This window comes from Pseudomonas sp. 20P_3.2_Bac5, from assembly GCF_025466035.1.
Taxonomy (GTDB): domain Bacteria; phylum Pseudomonadota; class Gammaproteobacteria; order Pseudomonadales; family Pseudomonadaceae; genus Aquipseudomonas.
In genome coordinates this window covers 38,069-55,561 of sequence record NZ_JANLOA010000128.1, presented here as the reverse complement: position 1 = coordinate 55,561, position 17,493 = coordinate 38,069, and the positions used below count along the sequence as shown (strand labels likewise).

General features: G+C 63.3%; 16 protein-coding genes. 4 read left to right on the top strand and 12 right to left on the bottom strand.

Annotation, left to right across the window (positions count from 1 at the left end; all coding sequences use genetic code 11):
* The first annotated feature begins 18 nt into the window (after window positions 1-18).
* Window positions 19-816 (top strand): TSUP family transporter, encoded by a 798-nt coding sequence (locus NTD88_RS24060; RefSeq protein WP_095159389.1) that lies wholly within the window; start codon window positions 19-21, stop codon window positions 814-816.
* 3 nt (window positions 817-819) lie between these two features.
* Here the strand turns inward: NTD88_RS24060 and NTD88_RS24055 are convergent, their stop codons facing one another.
* Window positions 820-1,638, bottom strand: a complete 819-nt coding sequence (locus NTD88_RS24055) for a helix-turn-helix domain-containing protein (RefSeq protein WP_095159390.1) — start codon at window positions 1,636-1,638, stop codon at window positions 820-822.
* A 177-nt stretch (window positions 1,639-1,815) separates the two neighbouring features.
* On the opposite strand from NTD88_RS24055, the gene NTD88_RS24050 reads away from it, so the two are divergent.
* On the top strand, window positions 1,816-3,264 hold the full coding sequence (locus NTD88_RS24050) for an alanine/glycine:cation symporter family protein (RefSeq protein ID WP_095159391.1): 1,449 nt from the start codon (window positions 1,816-1,818) through the stop codon (window positions 3,262-3,264).
* A 92-nt stretch (window positions 3,265-3,356) separates the two neighbouring features.
* Entirely contained in the window at window positions 3,357-4,346 is a 990-nt protein-coding gene (locus tag NTD88_RS24045; protein ID WP_262153979.1) for an asparaginase, read from the top strand.
* 57 nt (window positions 4,347-4,403) lie between these two features.
* Here NTD88_RS24045 and NTD88_RS24040 read toward each other — a convergent pair whose 3' ends face one another.
* From NTD88_RS24040 to NTD88_RS24005, 8 genes are all read right to left on the bottom strand, one after another.
* Entirely contained in the window at window positions 4,404-5,678 is a 1,275-nt protein-coding gene (locus NTD88_RS24040; RefSeq protein ID WP_262153978.1) for an OprD family porin, read from the bottom strand.
* Between the two features lie 71 nt (window positions 5,679-5,749).
* A complete protein-coding gene (gene mhpT / locus NTD88_RS24035) occupies window positions 5,750-6,961 on the bottom strand; it encodes a 3-(3-hydroxy-phenyl)propionate transporter MhpT (protein ID WP_262153977.1) in 1,212 nt (403 codons plus the stop codon).
* Window positions 6,962-7,063: 102 nt separating this feature from the next.
* Complete coding sequence (gene dmpG / locus NTD88_RS24030) at window positions 7,064-8,074, bottom strand: 4-hydroxy-2-oxovalerate aldolase (RefSeq protein WP_262153976.1); 1,011 nt, start codon at window positions 8,072-8,074, stop codon at window positions 7,064-7,066.
* Between the two features lie 9 nt (window positions 8,075-8,083).
* On the bottom strand, window positions 8,084-9,010 hold the full coding sequence (locus NTD88_RS24025; RefSeq protein ID WP_262153975.1) for an acetaldehyde dehydrogenase (acetylating): 927 nt from the start codon (window positions 9,008-9,010) through the stop codon (window positions 8,084-8,086).
* A 31-nt stretch (window positions 9,011-9,041) separates the two neighbouring features.
* Entirely contained in the window at window positions 9,042-9,836 is a 795-nt protein-coding gene (mhpD, locus tag NTD88_RS24020; protein WP_262153974.1) for a 2-keto-4-pentenoate hydratase, read from the bottom strand.
* A 13-nt stretch (window positions 9,837-9,849) separates the two neighbouring features.
* Window positions 9,850-10,707: an alpha/beta fold hydrolase gene (locus NTD88_RS24015; protein ID WP_262127443.1), complete on the bottom strand. Its 858-nt coding sequence runs from the start codon at window positions 10,705-10,707 to the stop codon at window positions 9,850-9,852.
* Between the two features lie 2 nt (window positions 10,708-10,709).
* Entirely contained in the window at window positions 10,710-11,672 is a 963-nt protein-coding gene (mhpB, locus tag NTD88_RS24010; protein ID WP_262153973.1) for a 3-carboxyethylcatechol 2,3-dioxygenase, read from the bottom strand.
* Between the two features lies 1 nt (window position 11,673).
* A complete protein-coding gene (locus tag NTD88_RS24005) occupies window positions 11,674-13,341 on the bottom strand; it encodes a bifunctional 3-(3-hydroxy-phenyl)propionate/3-hydroxycinnamic acid hydroxylase (RefSeq protein ID WP_262153972.1) in 1,668 nt (555 codons plus the stop codon).
* 341 nt (window positions 13,342-13,682) lie between these two features.
* On the opposite strand from NTD88_RS24005, the gene NTD88_RS24000 reads away from it, so the two are divergent.
* Window positions 13,683-14,483, top strand: a complete 801-nt coding sequence (locus tag NTD88_RS24000; RefSeq protein WP_095160064.1) for a DNA-binding transcriptional regulator — start codon at window positions 13,683-13,685, stop codon at window positions 14,481-14,483.
* A 10-nt stretch (window positions 14,484-14,493) separates the two neighbouring features.
* On the opposite strand, the gene NTD88_RS23995 is transcribed toward NTD88_RS24000, so the two are convergent.
* The 3 genes from NTD88_RS23995 to NTD88_RS23985 all read right to left on the bottom strand — a co-directional run bounded on the left by NTD88_RS23995 (window position 14,494) and on the right by NTD88_RS23985 (window position 17,390).
* Window positions 14,494-15,114: a hypothetical protein gene (locus NTD88_RS23995; RefSeq protein ID WP_262153970.1), complete on the bottom strand. Its 621-nt coding sequence runs from the start codon at window positions 15,112-15,114 to the stop codon at window positions 14,494-14,496.
* 356 nt (window positions 15,115-15,470) lie between these two features.
* Window positions 15,471-15,986: a single-stranded DNA-binding protein gene (locus NTD88_RS23990; RefSeq protein ID WP_095159993.1), complete on the bottom strand. Its 516-nt coding sequence runs from the start codon at window positions 15,984-15,986 to the stop codon at window positions 15,471-15,473.
* 9 nt (window positions 15,987-15,995) lie between these two features.
* Entirely contained in the window at window positions 15,996-17,390 is a 1,395-nt protein-coding gene (locus NTD88_RS23985; RefSeq protein ID WP_095160022.1) for an MFS transporter, read from the bottom strand.
* Window positions 17,391-17,493: the final 103 nt, after the last annotated feature.

The following is a 17,493-nucleotide window of genomic DNA, read 5'->3' as shown; positions in this document are numbered from 1 at the left end:
GTCTGGAGTTCCTCACACATGCTCGAAGTCGATCTGACGCTATTGCTCGCCCTCTCCGGTCTCGCCCTGCTGGCCGGCTTTTTCGACGCCATTGCTGGTGGCGGCGGGCTGATCACCCTGCCCATGCTGTTTCTCGTCGGTATCGATCCGCTGGCGGCGCTGGCCACCAACAAGTTCCAGGCCGCCAGTGCCACCGTCTCGGCCACCGTCGCCTTCTCCCGCCGCGGCATGCTCGACTGGCGCAGCGGCTGGCCAATGGCGCTAATGGCTTTTGCCGGTGGAGCCTTGGGCGCGCTGTCGGTCAGCCTGGTGCCGAAAGACCTGCTGCAGGCCTGCGTGCCGGTGCTGCTGGTGGTGGTCGCCGCCTGGTTCGCCTTCAGCCCCCGGCTGGACGATCAGCAGATGCGCACGCCGCGGATCTCCATCAGCCTGTTCTGCCTGCTGATCGCCCCGCTGATCGGTTTCTATGACGGCGTGTTCGGCCCCGGGGTCGGCTCGTTCTTCATGCTGGCGTTCATGCTGCTGCTCGGCCAGGGCATGCTGCGTGCGGTGGGCAACAGCAAACTGTTGAACGCCGCGTGTAACCTCGGTGCCCTGTCGGTGTTCGCCTCGACCGGCACCATTCTCTGGCCGCTGGCCCTGGCGATGGCGTTCTGCGCCATGCTCGGCGCGCAATTCGGGGCACGCTGCGCGGTGTACTTCGGGCCGCGGCTGATCCGCCCGCTGGTGGTCTTCGTCTGCTGTGTGATGGCGATGAAGCTGTTTCTCGATGCCGGCAACCCGCTGGTGGAGTGGGTCGCGCACCAATGGCCGTAACGCTTACTCGATCTCGAACAGGCCGTTGCTGATCGGCCCGGCGGTCAGCCGTTCACGCACGTCGTCGTCGATGCGCGGATCGTCCGGGCGATACAGCTTCACCTGGCGATAGGCGTTGATGCGGTTGATCTCCGGGCCCAGGTATTCCCAGACCACCCGGGTGCAGGCCGGGGTGCGTCGGTCGCCGCTGGACACACCGGTCTTGAGGCCATTGAGGCGGGTGATGCGGCTCTTGAAGCTGGGAATCAGGATGGTCTGGCTCATCTCGTTGACGGTCAGTGACTCGTAATCCAGCAGAAACAGCCGATCCTGCAACTGGAATGCGGCGCCCAGGTAACGGCAACGCACCCAGTCCTCGGCTTGCACATCGGTGCTGCTGGAGCGCTCCTGGCGTTCCTGGCGTTCAAACAGGAAATTGCCGTTCTCCTCGCGCAAATGCACCAGCGACAGCAGGACATTGCCCGGCACCGACATGCAGTTGGAGTACTCGAAGTAGTAACCGCAGTAGCGCGACAGGTTGCCACTGTGCTCGCGCAACGGACGCAGCAACTCCAGCAGCGGGTCGTTTTTGGCCGGCAGGTTGAGGCTGCTGCTGCGCGCACCGATCAGGCGGGCGAACTGCTCCGGTGGCAGGCACAGCTCGTAATCCTCGACGCCGAAGAAATCGCCGATGCGCTTGAGGTTGTAGGCCGTCGGCTGGCTCTGGCCGCTCAGGTACTTGTTGAACTGCGCCCGGTTGATCGAGAGCTGCCGGCAAACCTCGGAAATAGAGCGGTAGTGGCTGCAGGCCAACTTGAGGTTGGGGCCAAGGTGTTCACTCATGGGGAAATCCGGACTGATGCGATGGGCGCGAGTTTAGCATCAAGTCGCATCAAGTGAGAGCAACTGGCGAAATTGTAACCACCGGTGTCATAGCCAAACATGCGCCCCACGGACCAGGCGCGTCGACGCCGGCCGATCTGTCTTTCATGCAAAGAATAAGAATCCGAGGTCACTTCCATGCTCGAAGCGCTCAACGATTTCCTCTCGGGGAAACTCCTCATCGTGCTTATCGTCGGACTGGGCAGCTATTTCACCCTCCGCTCCCGTTTCGTCCAATTCCGCCATTTCGGCCACATGTTCAGTGTGTTCAAGGAATCGTTGCGCGGCCAGGCTGGCCAACTGAGCTCTTTCCAGGCGCTGATGCTGAGCCTGGCCGGTCGTGTCGGTGCCGGTAACATCGCCGGTGTCGGTATCGCCGTGACCCTCGGCGGCCCGGGTGCCGTGTTCTGGATGTGGGTCACCGCACTGGTCGGCATGTCCAGCAGCTTCTTCGAATGCACCCTGGCCCAGGTCTACAAGCGCGCCGATGGCGATGGCCTGTACCGCGGCGGCCCGGCGTACTACATCCAGCACGGCCTGAAGCTGAAAAGCATGGCGGTGGTGTTCTCGATCCTGCTGCTGGTGACCTACGGCTTCGCCTTCAACGGCCTGCAGTCCTATACCGTGACCCACTCGCTGCAGAACGCCTTCGGCTTCGATCCAAGCCACACCGGCATCGCCCTGGCCGTGCTGCTGGCCATCGTGTTCCTCGGTGGCATCAAGCGTATCGCCGCGGTGTCCGACCTGCTGGTTCCGGTCAAGACCCTGGCCTACATCGGCGTCACCCTGTACGTGATCGGCAGCCAGATCGACCACGTCCCGGCGATGCTGGAAACCATCTTCAAAAGCGCCTTCGGTCTTGACCCCGCCTTCGCCGGCCTGCTCGGCAGCGCCATTGTCATGGGCGTGAAGCGTGGCGTGTTCGCCAACGAAGCCGGTCTGGGCAGTGCGCCAAACGTCGCCGCCGTCGCCGCGGTGAAACACCCTGGCGCCCAAGGCGTAGTCCAGGCGTTCAGCGTGTTCCTCGACACCTTCGTCATCTGCACCTGCACCGCCCTGCTGATCCTGCTGTCGGGCTTCTACACCCCGGGCTTCGAAGGTGACGGCATCGTCCTGACCCAGAACTCCCTGGCGGCGGTCGTCGGTGACTGGGGTCGTCTGTTCGTCAGCGTCGCGCTGTCGCTGTTCGTCTTCACCTGCATTCTCTACAACTACTACCTGGGCGAAACCAGCCTGCAGTTCCTGACCCGCAACCGCGTGGTGCTGATGGCCTACCGTGGTCTGGTCCTGGCCCTGATCGTCTGGGGTTCGGTGCAGAACCTGTCCACCGTGTTCGCCTTCGCCGACATCACCATGACCTGCCTGGCCTTCGTCAACCTGATCGCCCTGGCCATGCTGTTCAACATCGGCCTGCGGGTGATGCGTGACTACGACGAGCAGCGCAAGGCCGGCATCAAGCAGCCGGTGTTCGACTCGGCGAAATTCGCTGACCTGGACCTGGACCGTGACGCCTGGCCGAGCATCACCAAGACCGAAGCCGAGACCGATCGTGCAGTCGCGGTAGGCAACGCGCAAACCCAGCGCTAAGCCTTCCTGGCTGTCGCTCGACAAGAAAGCCGCCCCTTCGCGGGCGGCTTTTTTTTGCCCCGATTTTTCTTTTCATGCTCCGGAATACCCCCATGCGCGCAGTAAAGAACCTTCTTGTCCTCTACACCGGCGGCACCATCGGCATGCTGGAAACCCCTCAGGGCCTGGCACCGGCGGGTGGCTTCGACGCGCGCATGCGTGCCTGGCTCGAACAGCATCCCGAGACACCGTGCCCGCATTGGACACTGCGCGAAATGGCGCCGCTGCTCGACAGCGCCAACATGCAGCAGGCGAACTGGCTGGCGATGCGTGATGCCATCGTTGAGGCGGTAAAACAGGATGGCCACGATGGCGTCCTGCTGCTGCACGGCACCGACACCTTGGCCTACAGCGCCGCGGCGCTGTCGTTCCTGCTGCTTGGCCTGGACGTGCCGGTGGTGCTGACCGGCTCGATGCTGCCGGCCGGCGCGCCGGACAGCGATGCCTGGGACAACCTCGGCGGCGCCCTGGCGTTGTTCGCCGCGGGCGTGGAAAGCGGCGTGCAGTTGTTCTTCGCCGGCAAGCTGATGTCCGGCGTGCGCGCCAGCAAATTGCGCAGCGAAGCCTTTGACGCCTTCGCCGCCCTGCCCCGTCATCGCGAAGGCGAGCGCGCCGCTGAAGTGCCCGCGGTGCTGAGCTACTGCCAGCCGCGCATCGCCGTGAACCTCGCGGTGGTGCCGGTGTATCCCGGCCTGCAGGCGGCGCACGTCGAGGCGCTGGTGAAGACCGGCGTGAAGGGATTGCTGCTGGAGTGCTACGGCAGCGGCACCGGCCCATCGGATGACGACGCGTTGCTCGATGCCCTGCGCGAAGCCGGCAAGCGCGGCGTGCTGGTCGCGGCGATCAGCCAGTGTGCGGAAGGCAGCGTGGTGTTCGACACCTACGCCGCCGGCAGCCGGCTGCGGGATACCGGGCTGGTTTCAGCCGGTGGCATGACCCGCGAGGCGGCCTTGGGCAAACTGTTCGCCCTGCTCGGCGCCGGGCTGGACCTGGGCACAGCGCGGCATTGGTTCGCGCTGGACCTGTGCGGCGAGCGGGCCTGAGTTTCAGGCCTTCGCGACGGCTCGGCGTGCCGAACCGTCGCGCTCAGTCAGAAACCATCACCACAGCGCAAGCGTGTAATCCACATTCACCCGCAGTTCATTGCCGTCCCTGAAGGTCGCCGCCGGGGCGAAGTCATTGCGGTACCAGGCGTGCCGCACCCGCAATCCCACGCCCTTGAAGGTTCCGGACTGCAGCACGTAGGAGACTTCGACATCAGTTTCCCGCTCGTGCCGGTCATCGCCGCCCAGCGCGGTCGGCAGGCTGATGTTGCTGCCATCGATGTAGCGCAGCATGCCTTTCAGGCCCGGCACGCCTACCCCGCCGAAGTCATAGTCGTACTTCACCTGCCAACTGCGCTCATCCGCGTTGATGAACTCCGAACTCAGCGAGCCCTCGGTAATCACCAGCGGCTCGGTGCCCGCCACATAAGGCATGGCGCTGTCGCCACTGAGGTGCATGTAGCCGGCACCGAAGGTGTGGGCGCCCAGCGCATAGCTGAACATCGCCGCCAGATTGCGGTTATCCACACGCCCCGCCTTGGCCGCACCGTCCTCGCCAGCCATGAAATAACGCACGTCGCTCTTCAGCTTGCCGGCGCCCACCGGCGTCACGTGCTCGAAGCCGACGAAGTCCTTGCGATACAGATCCTGCAAGGCGGCGTGGTAGTACTTCAGGGTCAGCGCCTCGGACCAGCGCCAGTCCGCCCCGAGAAACAGGAACTGGTCCGACTCGGCCCTGCCATTGAAGCGGCCATTGGGCGCGGCGACGGTGAATTTCTGATAGTTGCTGGAATCCCGCTGGTTCATCCTGTCGAGCCAACCAGCGTGCAGGGTGAAGCCGTCGATGTCCTCGGAGCGCAGGTAGCTGCCGCGCAGGGTCTGCGGCAACAGGCGGCTGGGGCTGGCGAACATCACCGGCAACAGGGTGCTGATGGTGCCGGCCTGCAACTCGGTCTTCGAGATTTTCATCTTGGCGGTGAGGCCGAGTTCCGAATAGTTGTCGTCGGGCTCGCGGGTCGCCGGGTCGTAGGGCAGCAGACCGGTGCCGACGCGGTCAGGCGAGGAATCCAGCTTGATCCCCAGCATGCCCTGGGCATTGAGTCCAAAGCCCACCGGACCTTCGGTGAAACCCGAGTTGAACCGGACGATGAAACCCTGGGCCCACTCGCGCGCAGCGGACTGGGCCGACGTGCCTTTGTAGTCGCGATCGAAGTAGTAGTTGCGGGCGGTCAGGCTGGCTTTGCTGTCCTCGACGAAACCCGCGGCGCAGGCGTTGGAAAGCAGGACGAACGGCAACCACAGGCCGAGCGCCCGGAGCAGAAATGCAGGCATGGTCATTCACTTTATTGTTGTTGTAAGCGAACCCGCGCCAGCGGCCTGGCGCGGGAAATGGAGTGAGGCAATCAGTCGGCCTGTCGGCTGCGCTGCGACAGGCAGAACATCGCTGCCGCGGCCAGCACGATGCCCGGCGCCGAGGCCAGCATCACACCCGCCGTGCCCGTGCCCAGCGCCAGCATCTTGCCGGCGATCAGCGGACCGCTCATGGCGCCGAGCCGCCCCACCGCCACCGCCGAACCCACGCCAGTGGCGCGCATGCGGGTCGGATAGAACAGCGGCGTAAAGGCATAGAGCACGCCTTGCCCACCCGTGGCGAACAGCCCGGCGACGAAGCCGGCCGCCAGCATGCCGGGCAACGCGTTGGCCAGGCCCAGCGCCGCCAGCGAACCGAGGATGCCGACATAAATCAGCAGCGCCATGGCCCACGCAGGCAGACGGTCCATCAGCGCGCCCAGCGCCAGCGTGCCTACCGCCGCGCCCAGTTGCAGCGCCAGCATCACCCAACTGGCCTGGCGCGCATCGAAGCCCTGGGCGACCAGCAGGCTCGGCAGCCAGTTGACCAGGATGTAGACCACCATGAGGGTGAAGAAGTAGCTCAGCCACAACAGCAAGGTGGCCGGCGCCGCGCCGTTGCGAAACAGTCCGTGCCAGACGCCGTGTTCCTCGGCGCTCGCCGTCTCGGACTGCCGGGCCTGGAACTGCGCCGACTCCGGTAGGTAGCGCCCGAGCAGCGGCACGATCAACAGCGGCACCAGGCCGCCGACGTAGAACACCACTTTCCAGCCGCCGGAAAACCCGATGATGCCGATGACCGCCGCCAGCGCCGCGCCCAGCGGCACACCGCAATACATCATGCTCACCGCCGTGCCACGCAGGCGTGGGCCGGCGGCTTCGGAGGTCAGTGCGATCAGGTTCGGCAGCGCAGCGCCGAGGCCGATGCCGGTCAGGCAGCGGGCGGCCACCAGACTATGGAAATCCCAGGCCACGGCGGTGGCCAGCGAGAACAGGCCGAACAGCGCCACGGCGGCCATCAACACCCGCTTGCGGCCGATCCGGTCGGCCAGCCAGCCGCCGACGAACGCGCCGGGCAACAGGCCGAGAATCCCGGCGCTGAACACCCAGCCCATCTGCATCTTGTCCAGCCCGAAGGCCGCGGCCATACCTTGCGCGGCGATGCCGGCGGCCTGCAGGTCGAGACCTTCCATCAGTGCCACCAGGAAGCACAGGGCGATGGTGGTGGCGAGTTGCACGCGATTTGTTGCGGTTATCCCGGTCATGGGATGTACCTCGATTTATTGTTGTAGAGGCCTTTGTTTTTGGCTACAAGGGACCTGCGTACGCAAGCCCCCCTGTAGGAGCGAGCTTGCTCGCGATTTCGGCTAATTCCGCCGAGCCAGCAGATCCAGCGCCACATCCACAATCATGTCCTCCTGCCCCCCGACCATCCGCCGCTTGCCCAGCTCCACCAGAATGTCCACGGTCTTCAACCCATACCGTGCTGCCGCGATTTCCGCATGGCGCAGGAAGCTCGAATAAACCCCCGCATACCCCAGCGCCAGCGACTCGCGGTCCACGCGAACCGGCCGGTCCTGCAAGGGCCGGACGATGTCGTCCGCCGCATCCATCAAGGTGTACAGGTCAGTGCCATGATTCCAACCGAGGCGCTCGGCGGCGGCGATAAACACTTCCAACGGCGCATTACCCGCGCCCGCACCCATGCCCGCGAGACTGGCATCAATGCGATCACAGCCCTCTTCCACCGCCGCAATCGAGTTGGCGACGCCGAGGCTCAGGTTGTGATGCGCATGCATGCCGGTCTGGGTACCCGGGTTCAACACGGCCTTGAACGCGCGCATGCGGTCGCGGATGTCCTGCATGTTCATCGCGCCACCGGAGTCGGCCATGTAGATGCACTGCGCGCCGTAGCTCTCCATCAATTTGCCCTGCGCCGCCAACTGCTCGGCCGGGATCATGTGGCTCATCATCAGGAAGCCGACGGTGTCCATGCCCAGTTCGCGGGCGTATTCGATGTGCTGGCGGGACACGTCGGCTTCAGTGCAATGAGTGGCGACGCGGACCACGCGGGCGCCAGCATCGTAGGCGGCCTTGAGGTCGTGGACCGTGCCGATCCCCGGCAACAGCAGCGTGGCGATTTTCGCGTGGCTGACCACATCCGCCACCGCCTCGATGTACTCCAGATCGGTGTGTCGGCCGAAGCCGTAGTTGAAACTGGAACCCTGCAAGCCGTCACCGTGGGCGACTTCGATGGAGTCCACTTTGGCCTTGTCCAGCGCCCGGGCGATATCGCGGGCGTTGTCGAGGGTGTACTGATGGCGCACCGCGTGGCTGCCGTCGCGCAGGGTGACGTCGGAGATGTAGATTTTTTTCATGGTCGTTCCTCAGCCGTTGATCATCGACAGGGCCATGCGCTCGGCGGTGGCCATGGCGGCGGACGTCATGATGTCGAGGTTGCCGGCGTAGGCCGGCAGGTAATGGGCGGCGCCTTCGACTTCGAGGAACACCGAGGTCTTCAGGCCGGAGAAAATCCCGAGCCCCGGAATCTTCAGGTCGCTGACCTCTTCGAACTGCACCTTCTGCTTCAGTCGATAACCCGGCACATAGGCCTGCACCGCCTGCGCCATCTCTTCGATGGACGCTTCGACCTGCGTCCGATCAGCCGCTTCGGACAGCACGAACACCGTGTCGCGCATGATCAGCGGCGGCTCGGCCGGGTTCATCACGATGATCGCCTTGCCCTTGGCCGCGCCGCCGATCACTTCGATGGCGCGGGAGGTGGTTTCGGTGAATTCGTCGATATTGGCGCGGGTGCCGGGGCCGGCGGATTTGCTGGCGATGGACGCGACGATTTCCGCGTAATGCACCTTCGCCACGCGGGACACCGCAGCGACCATCGGGATGGTCGCCTGGCCGCCACAGGTGACCATGTTGACGTTGAGCTGAGCGAGGTTCTGCTCCAGGTTCACCACCGGCACGCAGTACGGGCCGATGGCCGCCGGGGTCAGGTCAATCAGGCGGATGCCGGGTTTGATCGAGCGCAGGAAGGCGTCGTTCTTGACGTGGGCGCCGGCGCTGGTGGCATCGAAGACGAAGTCGATGTGCTGGAATTCCGCCATACGGGTCAGGCCTTGCACGCCTTCGTGGGTCGTGGCCACGCCCATGCGAGCAGCTCTCGCCAGTCCATCGGAGTTCGGGTCGATGCCGACCATCACCGACATTTCCAGGTGCTGCGCGTTGCGCAGGATCTTGATCATCAAATCGGTGCCGATGTTGCCGGAGCCGATGATGGCGACGTTGAGTTTTTTCATTGTGTTCATCTCTTGTGCACGCAGGTCGCAATCACTCGACCGTGAATTCCACGGCCACCTGGCCGATACCGTCGATCTCGGCTTCGAAGCGATCACCGGCAGCCACCGCGACCATCGGCCCGAGGGCGCCAGTGAGGATCACGTCGCCAGCTCGCAACGGTTCGCCCAGCCGGGCCATGGTCCGCGCCAGCCATACCGCGGCGTTGAGCGGATGGCCCAGGCACTGGGCGCCGCTGCCGCTGGAGACTTCTTCGCCATTGCGGGTCATGCGCATGACCGCGTTGCGCAGGTCGAGGCCATCAATGCGCCGCACCGGCCCGCCGAGCACGAAGCAGCCGCTGGAAGCGTTGTCGGCGACGGTGTCGACGAAGCGGATGTTCCAGCCCGCCACCCGGCTACCGACGATCTCCAGCGCCGGCATCACCCAGCCGGTCGCCGCGACGACTTCGGCAAACGTGGTGTCCGCGGCCGGCAAGTCGCGCTTGAGGACAAGGGCGATTTCCGCCTCGATCTTCGCTTGCTGCACACGGCCAAACGGCACGGTTTCGTTGTCGCCGTAGCACATGTCGGCGAACAACGTGCCGAAGTCGGGCTGGTCGACACCCAGTTGGGCCTGCACCTTGGGATTGGTCAGGCCGATCTTGCGCCCCACCACCCGCCGCCCGCCGGCCACGGCATGGGCGATGTTCAGGCGCTGGATGGCGTAGGCCGCGTCGCCGTTGTCTTCGCCGATGCGCTCGCGCAACGGGACGATAGCTTCACCGCTGGCTTCGGCCTGGCGCAGTTCGGCGGCCAGTTGGTCCAGGGTCTGTTGGGAAATTGTCATGCTCGACTCCAGGTCAGTGGCTGAGGAAATCCAGGACCATGCGGTTGAAAGCGTCGGCGTGTTCCCACTGCGCCCAGTGGCCGCAACGGTTGAACACATGCAGTTGCGCGTTGGGCAGGCCGGCGAGCAGACGCAGGCCGGCGTCCATAGGTACGAAGCGGTCTTCGCGGCCCCAGACCACCAGAGTCTGGGCGCTGATTTCGTGCAGCCGTGGGCCGAAGTCGGGGAACTGCTTCGGATTGGCGGCCAGGCTGGCGACGAAGTTTTCCAGGTGGTCGCGGCGCGCCAGCATGTTGTCGAGGCGGGTCTGGAACAGTTCTTCGGTGAGGCTGCTGGCGTCGAAAACGAAGACATTCATCATCTTCTTCAGGTTGTCGATGGTCGGCTCGCGGTACAGCCCATTGAGCAATTTGATGCCCTCGGTGGGCATCGGCACGAACGGGCTGGCGCCGCCGGTCCCGCCGCCCATCAGCACCAGCTTGCCGACCCGCTGCGGATTGGCGAGGGCAAAGGCGACGGCGCTGTGGCCGCCCATGGAGTTGCCGAGAATGTGCACGCGGTCGAGGTCGAGGGCGTCGAGCAGGCCCTTGAGGGCGCGGGCGTTGAGGTCCGAGCGCGAGCCGCGGCAGACGATCGGATCGCTTTTGCTCCAGCCCGGGCAGTCCATCAGGATCACCCGGTAACCGGCGGCGGTCAGTGGTTCGATGTTGCGGTTGAAGTTGGCCCAGCCGCTGGCGCCAGGGCCGGAACCGTGCAGCATGACCACGGTTTCATCACCCTGGCCAACGTCGTTGTAATGCAGTTGCAGATCGAGATCGCCTTCCTGGATTCGAACCAGACGGCTGCTGGAGGCTTCGGTTGCGGTAGTCATGTTCAGGCTTCCTTCGATGCGGTGGATACGGGGCGCGCCGCAAGGGCGCCGAAGCCGGCGATCCATTCGGGGATCGGCCGGTAATAGCGGTCGCTGGCCGCATAGGGACCGAACGCCGACAGCGCGGCGAACGCGGCGACCCAGGTCTTCACTTCATGGGTGGATTTGCCGGCCAGGGCGGACAGTTCGGCGTTGCTCAAGCCGTCCAGCTCGGCCAGCCGGCCTTCGCTGAGGGCGTCGAGAAACTGCTGGTCCCAGACTGGATTGAGCGGATGCAGCGAGTGCTGGTCCTCGACGAAACGCCGGGCGGCCTGAATGACCCGCTGTTGGCGCGCCTCGCGTTCATCGGCGGGCAAGTTGCGGCCGCTGCCCATCAGGCGGTCGGCCATGCGCGCGTCCACCTTCGCCAACTCCGGCACCGGCGGCTGATGCGACAGGCCACCGGAACCGATGAACAGCACGCGTTTGTTCAGCGTCCGGGCGTACCGGCCAATCGCCTCGCCGAACAGGCGAGCGCGCTGGAACCCCGGCAACGGCACCGCGACCGAATTGATGAACACCGGGATCACCGGGCAACGGTCGATGCCGCCGAGCAGCAGTTCCAAAGGCTGGGCGAAACCGTGATCGACCTGCATGCAGTAGGACACCGCGGCGTCCACTCCCGCCTCCAGCACCGCATCGGCGCAGGCTTCGGCGAGGTCCTTCGGTACGTTCAGCGGACCGGCGGCGGTGTCGAAATCGCCGATCGCCTGCGCCGACATGCCGATGCAGAACGACGGCATGACGTCATAGAAAAAGCCGTTGTAGTGGTCCGGCGCGAACAGGAACACCAACTCCGGGTCGAAGGCTTCGACCTGGGCCCGGGCGTTGGCGATCACACCGCCCACTTCATCCAGCACCGCCTGCGCGGGATCGACAAACCCCACCAACGGCGTGTGCGACAGGCATTGCACGAGGGCGACCATCTCAGGCCACCTTGCTGGCGACAGGCTGATTGACCAGCGGCGCGGTGGCATGAACCGCCTGCGCCAGCGCGTCGCAGGCCTTGTCCAGCGACTGTGGAATGGCCAGCGCCGCGAGGAAGCGGTCCGGGCGCACCACGGCGACGGAGGCTGGATAACGACCGAACCACTCCTTCAAACTTCCGCTGCAATCGCCGACCCGGATCACACCGTCGATGGCCTCGCGCCCAGCCTCCAGTTGCACGGCCGGCAGCACCTGAATGAAGCGGGTGCCGAGGCGTTGCCAGAACGCCACCTGCGCCGCACTCAGGCCCCAAATCGGGTTGGTGCCCCAGGCGATGATCGCAAAGTTGTTGCCGATCACGTCGTCCAGCAACACCTGGCGGCCATCTTCGGTCTGCACCTTGGGCTGGATGAACATGCGACCCACCGGCGAGTTCGCCAGTTGCGGCGTGCTGGCCACCAGGGCACCGGCGCTGTACTGCGGCATCGGCTTGAAGCGCATTTCCAGGAAGTAGCGTTTGACCGGCGGCAGGTAGTTGAGCAGCCAGGAAATCCCGTCGCGCAGCGCGCCCTGCCAACGCTTCGGCGGCGCCAGCACATGGCCCGCCAGCACCGACAGATTGATCATCGCCTGGGCGTGGTCACGACGCTCCAGTTCGTAGGTGTCCAGCAGCCCCTCGCCGGCCAGGCCCTTGACCACCATCGCCAGTTTCCAGCCGAGGTTGCTGGCATCGCGCATGCCGCTGTTGTAACCCTGCCCCTGCCAGACCGGCATGATGTGCGCGGCATCGCCGGCAAGCAGGACCCGCTTGCTGCGGAACTGCCCGGCGAGGCGCGCGTTGTGGGTGTAGACGCGGCTGCGGATCAGCTCGATGCGGTCCGGGTCCGGCAGCACCTTGGCCAGCAGGCGGCGCATGTTTTCCGGCTTGCTCAGTTCCGCCTCGGTTTCACCGGGCATCACCATGAATTCGAAGCGGCGCACGCCGTGGGGCAATGCGGCGGAAACATAGGGGCGCACCGGGTCGCAGCACAGGTACACGTTCGGCGTGCCCAGCGGATCGTTGGCGATATCGACGACGATCCACTGGTTCGGCGCGGTCTTGCCGTCGAACGAAATGCCAAGGGTGCGGCGCACATAACTGTTGCCGCCATCGCAAGCCACCAGATAGTCGCCGCGCACGGTTTCCTGAACTGCCCCAGGACCTTCCATGCGCAGGCTCACACCGCTGTCATCCTGGGTGAATTCGGTGACGTCACGGCTGAACAGGATGCGCACATTGCCGAAGCGCTTCAGGCCATTAAGCAACACGGCATCCACCTGCGGCTGGATAAAGGCATTGCGCCGCGACCAGCCGAATTCCTCCGTCAGCGGCTGAATATCGGCGAAGCAACGCCCTTTGGGCGTGAGGAAACGCATGGCGTGCCACGGGGTGGTGTGCGGCAATACTTGGTCCACCAGACCGATGGCCTGCACGGTACGTAGCGACTCATCATCGATGCCGATAGCGCGGGGGTAGTCGATCAGCTTGTCGAGCTTCTCCACCACCAGCACGTCGATGCCGGACTGGCCGAGGTAGTTGGCGATCGCCAGGCCCACCGGGCCAGCACCCAGCACCACAACCTGGGCCTTGTGGTCAGTCTGCGAGGAAAAGGTAGGGGTTGTTTTCATTGTTTTTCACCGTATCGGACAGCGTCACGGCGGCCGGCTGGACAAACATCAGGCAAGCCGGGGCCAGCCCCCGAACCTGGAAAAGTTCGTGGGTGTGAAGGTTGCAAAAGGGTTCGGTGGGCGACCTTGCTCAGAGGTGGCAGGGTCGGGCCGTCAGTGCGTCAAGACGGCGCGTCGGGCAGAGAGGGGGCGCGGGCAGGCAGCATGGTGGTTTCCCTTGTAAGGGTGTTCGTTCTTGTTGGCGCTAGTATAAGAACGCCATTTCTTGCCCTACAATCAAAAACCGCCGCGCCGTGCACCTAGTGCACAGCACTGATTTACAACGAATTTCTGGTGAATTCATGGCATCCGAAGGCGAATCCGACTACAAGACGGTTCGCGGACTGACCCGCGGTCTGCTGCTGCTCAACACCCTCAACCACCTCGGCGGTGGCGCCAGCCCGACCCGTCTGGCCGAGCTGACGGGCCTGCACCGCACCACCGTGCGACGCCTGCTTGAGACCTTGCAGGAAGAAGGCTACGTACGTCGCAGCGAATCAGACGACAGCTTCCGCCTGTGCCTGAAGGTACGCGAACTGAGCGAAGGTTTCCGCGACGACCAATGGATCTCCGCCCTCGCCGCTCCACTGCTGGCCGAGCTGCTGCAGGAGGTGGTGTGGCCGACCGACCTCTGTACCCTGGATGTCGATGCGATGGTGGTGCGTGAATCGACCCACCGCTTCAGCCGCCTGTCGTTTCACCGCTCCATCGTCGGCCGACGCCTGCCCATCCTGCTCACCGCCACGGGCCTGGCCTACCTCGCCTTCTGCCCGGATGCCGAACGCGAACACATCATCGAGTTGCTGGCCAGCCGCGACGACGAAGACAGCCGTCTGGCACGTAATCCCGAAGCGCTGGACAACCTCCTGCGCAAAACCCGCCACCGGGGTTACGGGGAAAACTTCATGACCTGGGACCAGGAAGAAAAGATCGCCTCCATCGCCGTGCCGATCCGTGGTAAGCAGCAACTGCTGGGGTGCCTGAATCTGGTGTATGTGGCGAAGGCGATGAGTATCGAGCAGGCGGTTGTGCGTTATTTGCCGGCGTTGCAGAGGACGGCGTTGCGGATTGAGCAGGAGGCGAGCAGCACGATGGGCGCGTGAGCGCTGAGTCTCAACCTTCGGATTGATACTTGATCAAGAAATTTCCCTTACCCATATATCGGAGTGAGTAAGAACCATCGCGTAGCACACCCTCCTTTCCTGACAACTCATATTCGTCAGCTAGAAACTGCTCACGCGATACGCCTTTGGCCCCCCTGAAAAGCTTCACTCCAACTGAAGACAGAAAAGCGCCAAGACTAAATACATAGCCTGGATAAAGTTGAATGTATTGAAAAAAGGTCGGACCAGATACGACACTTACCATGATGCTGTCAGGACCAAACAACATCATCAGCAATCCGATCACTGCAATTACCCCACCAACCAACGTCAACAATAGGTCGGGCACCTTATTGAGCGGACGACAGGAGGGATTTTCATCAATAAATGTTTCATATGCTTCGACAAAGCCTTTGACCTGAAACTTTTCGTCAACGCCAGATAGACTGACTGGAATCTTACTTTTCTTCGTGTGTTCTTCCCCACAGGCAACCTGCCGACCTGAATTCTCCATATGACCGGCATTTATATTGTCTGCATCCTCACCTGAAAAATCTTTGCTCGTGTAGTTCTGCACCGAAGGTGAGAAGACTACTTTTTGTTTTTCCGACTCAACCAACTTTTCTTTCATGCGTACCTCCCGAAAGAGGCCAATACTACCTCGCATGATCCTCCGATACCGCCACGAACCCGCCAGACTATAAAAATCAGAATACGCCTACAGCGGGAACTAATAGGGACTACAGAAAGCAAGCCAGAAGACGAAAGAGTGCATCTGAATTGATCTAATCCAGCAACCAGCAAACTCGAACTAAAACTTCGACAGTTTGTCCAGCCAGCATTAGCCAGACTCGTCACGCGCCCAGATACATTGCCCTTGCAGCATTGCCATTGCGCTGATCAATATCTTTAAACGGCAGAAACGAAGAACCCCCGCATGGCGGGGGTTCTGTGAGGCAACTCTACAAAGAGTTTCTACAGCTGATATCAGAACGGAATATCGTCATCAAAGCTGTCGAAATCCGGAGCCGGCTGCGGCGCTGGTTGCTGAGGAGCCGGACGCTGAGGAGCCTGCTGCGGACGAGGCGCTTGCTGGCGTGGAGCCTGCGGCGCCTGGTTGTAGTTGCCTTGCGGCGCACCGCCACCATCCTGGTTCTGCGGACGACCGCCCAGCAACTGCATGGTGCCTTGCATGTCGACGATGATTTCGGTGGTGTAACGCTTGATGCCGTCTTTTTCCCACTCGCGGGTTTGCAGCTTGCCTTCGATATACACCTGAGAACCCTTGCGCAGGTACTCACCAGCAATCTCGGCGACCTTGCCGAACATCGAGACGCGGTGCCACTCGGTGCGCTCGACCTTCTGGCCGGTCTGCTTGTCGGTCCACTGCTCGCTGGTGGCCAGGCTCAGGTTAGTCACGGCGTTGCCGTTCGGCAGGTAGCGTACTTCAGGATCCTGGCCACAGGTGCCGACCAATATGACTTTGTTAACCCCACGGGCCATAACGTTCTCCTAGGCTTCGCACGCCGCGGACGCCGGATTGACCAGGCGTTCCAGGGTCGAACGATCCAAAATTTGTGTATCCAGTTTGATATAGATGGCGGCTTCATCTGCCACCACCACTGCGTCGGTCACACCCGGCACGGCCTTCAGGCGCTCGGTCAAGCCCGCTTCGCGTAGCGCTTCGGGCGACAACGGCATGCGCAGGCTTGTCACATAAGGTGGTTCGCGCATGGTAACAGCTACGGCAAGCCAGAGCCCGCACAAACCCGCGCAGCCGAGGAACACCGTGGTCAAGCCACCATGCTGGAACATCCATCCACCCAATATCCCGCCCAGCGCCGCGCCAAGGAACTGGCTGGTGGAATAGACCCCCATCGCCGTGCCCTTGCCGCCGGCAGGCGACACCTTGCTGATCAACGACGGCAACGACGCTTCCAGCAGGTTGAAGGCGGTGAAGAAGATCACGGTCCCGATCACCAGGGCCGACAGGCTGTTCCCCCACTCCCAGAAGAATAGCTCCGTCAGCAGCAAGACACTGACCGCGCCCAGAAGGACACGTTTCATCTTGCGCTTTTTCTCACCATAGATAATGAAGGGAATCATTGCGAAGAATGAAATCAGCAGAGCGGTCAGGTACACCCACCAGTGCTCTTCCTTGGGCAGCCCGCCGCGTTCAACGAACGCCAGTGGCAGGGCAACGAAGCTGGCCATGAGGATGGCATGCAGGACGAAAATACCAACGTCCAGGCGCAACAGGTCAGGGTGTCGCAAGGTCGGGCCGAGCGCTTGCTTCGCCACCCCGGACTCGCGGTGGTGCAGCGGTCCGCTGGAAGCAGGCACGACGAACGCGATCAGAGCGATACCCACCAGTGCCATCGCCGCTGTCGCCAGAAACAGCCCGGACAGACCGAAGCTGCGGGTCAACAAAGGCCCGACAACCATCGCCACGGCAAACGACAAACCGATGCTCATGCCAATCATGGCCATGGCCTTGGTGCGGTGCTGCTCACGGGTCAGGTCCGACAGTAACGCCATTACCGCCGCCGAAATCGCCCCGGCACCTTGCAGGATCCGTCCGGCAATCACGCCCCAGATCGAGTCGGCCTGAGCCGCCAGCACACTCCCCAGCGCAAAGATCACCAACCCCAGGTAGATCACCGGACGCCGGCCGATGCGGTCGGATATGACGCCGAATGGAATCTGCAATACCGCCTGGGTCAGCCCATAGGCGCCAATAGCCAGACCAATGAGTGCCGGCGTCGCGCCCGCCAGGTCCATGCCATAGGTAGCCAGTACCGGCAGGACCATGAACATGCCCAGCATACGGAAGGCGAACACCAGGGCCAGGCCGCCTGCGGCGCGGGTTTCGCTGCCACTCATGCGTTCGCTGTGGGGATCGTGCATGGATTAACCTCGTGTGAACCGGCGGCGATTCTACCAGTCCCATCGTTTAACAGCATCTACGCGACGCTTTGCCGCGCACCGGCGGCGAGCCGTATACTGCTCC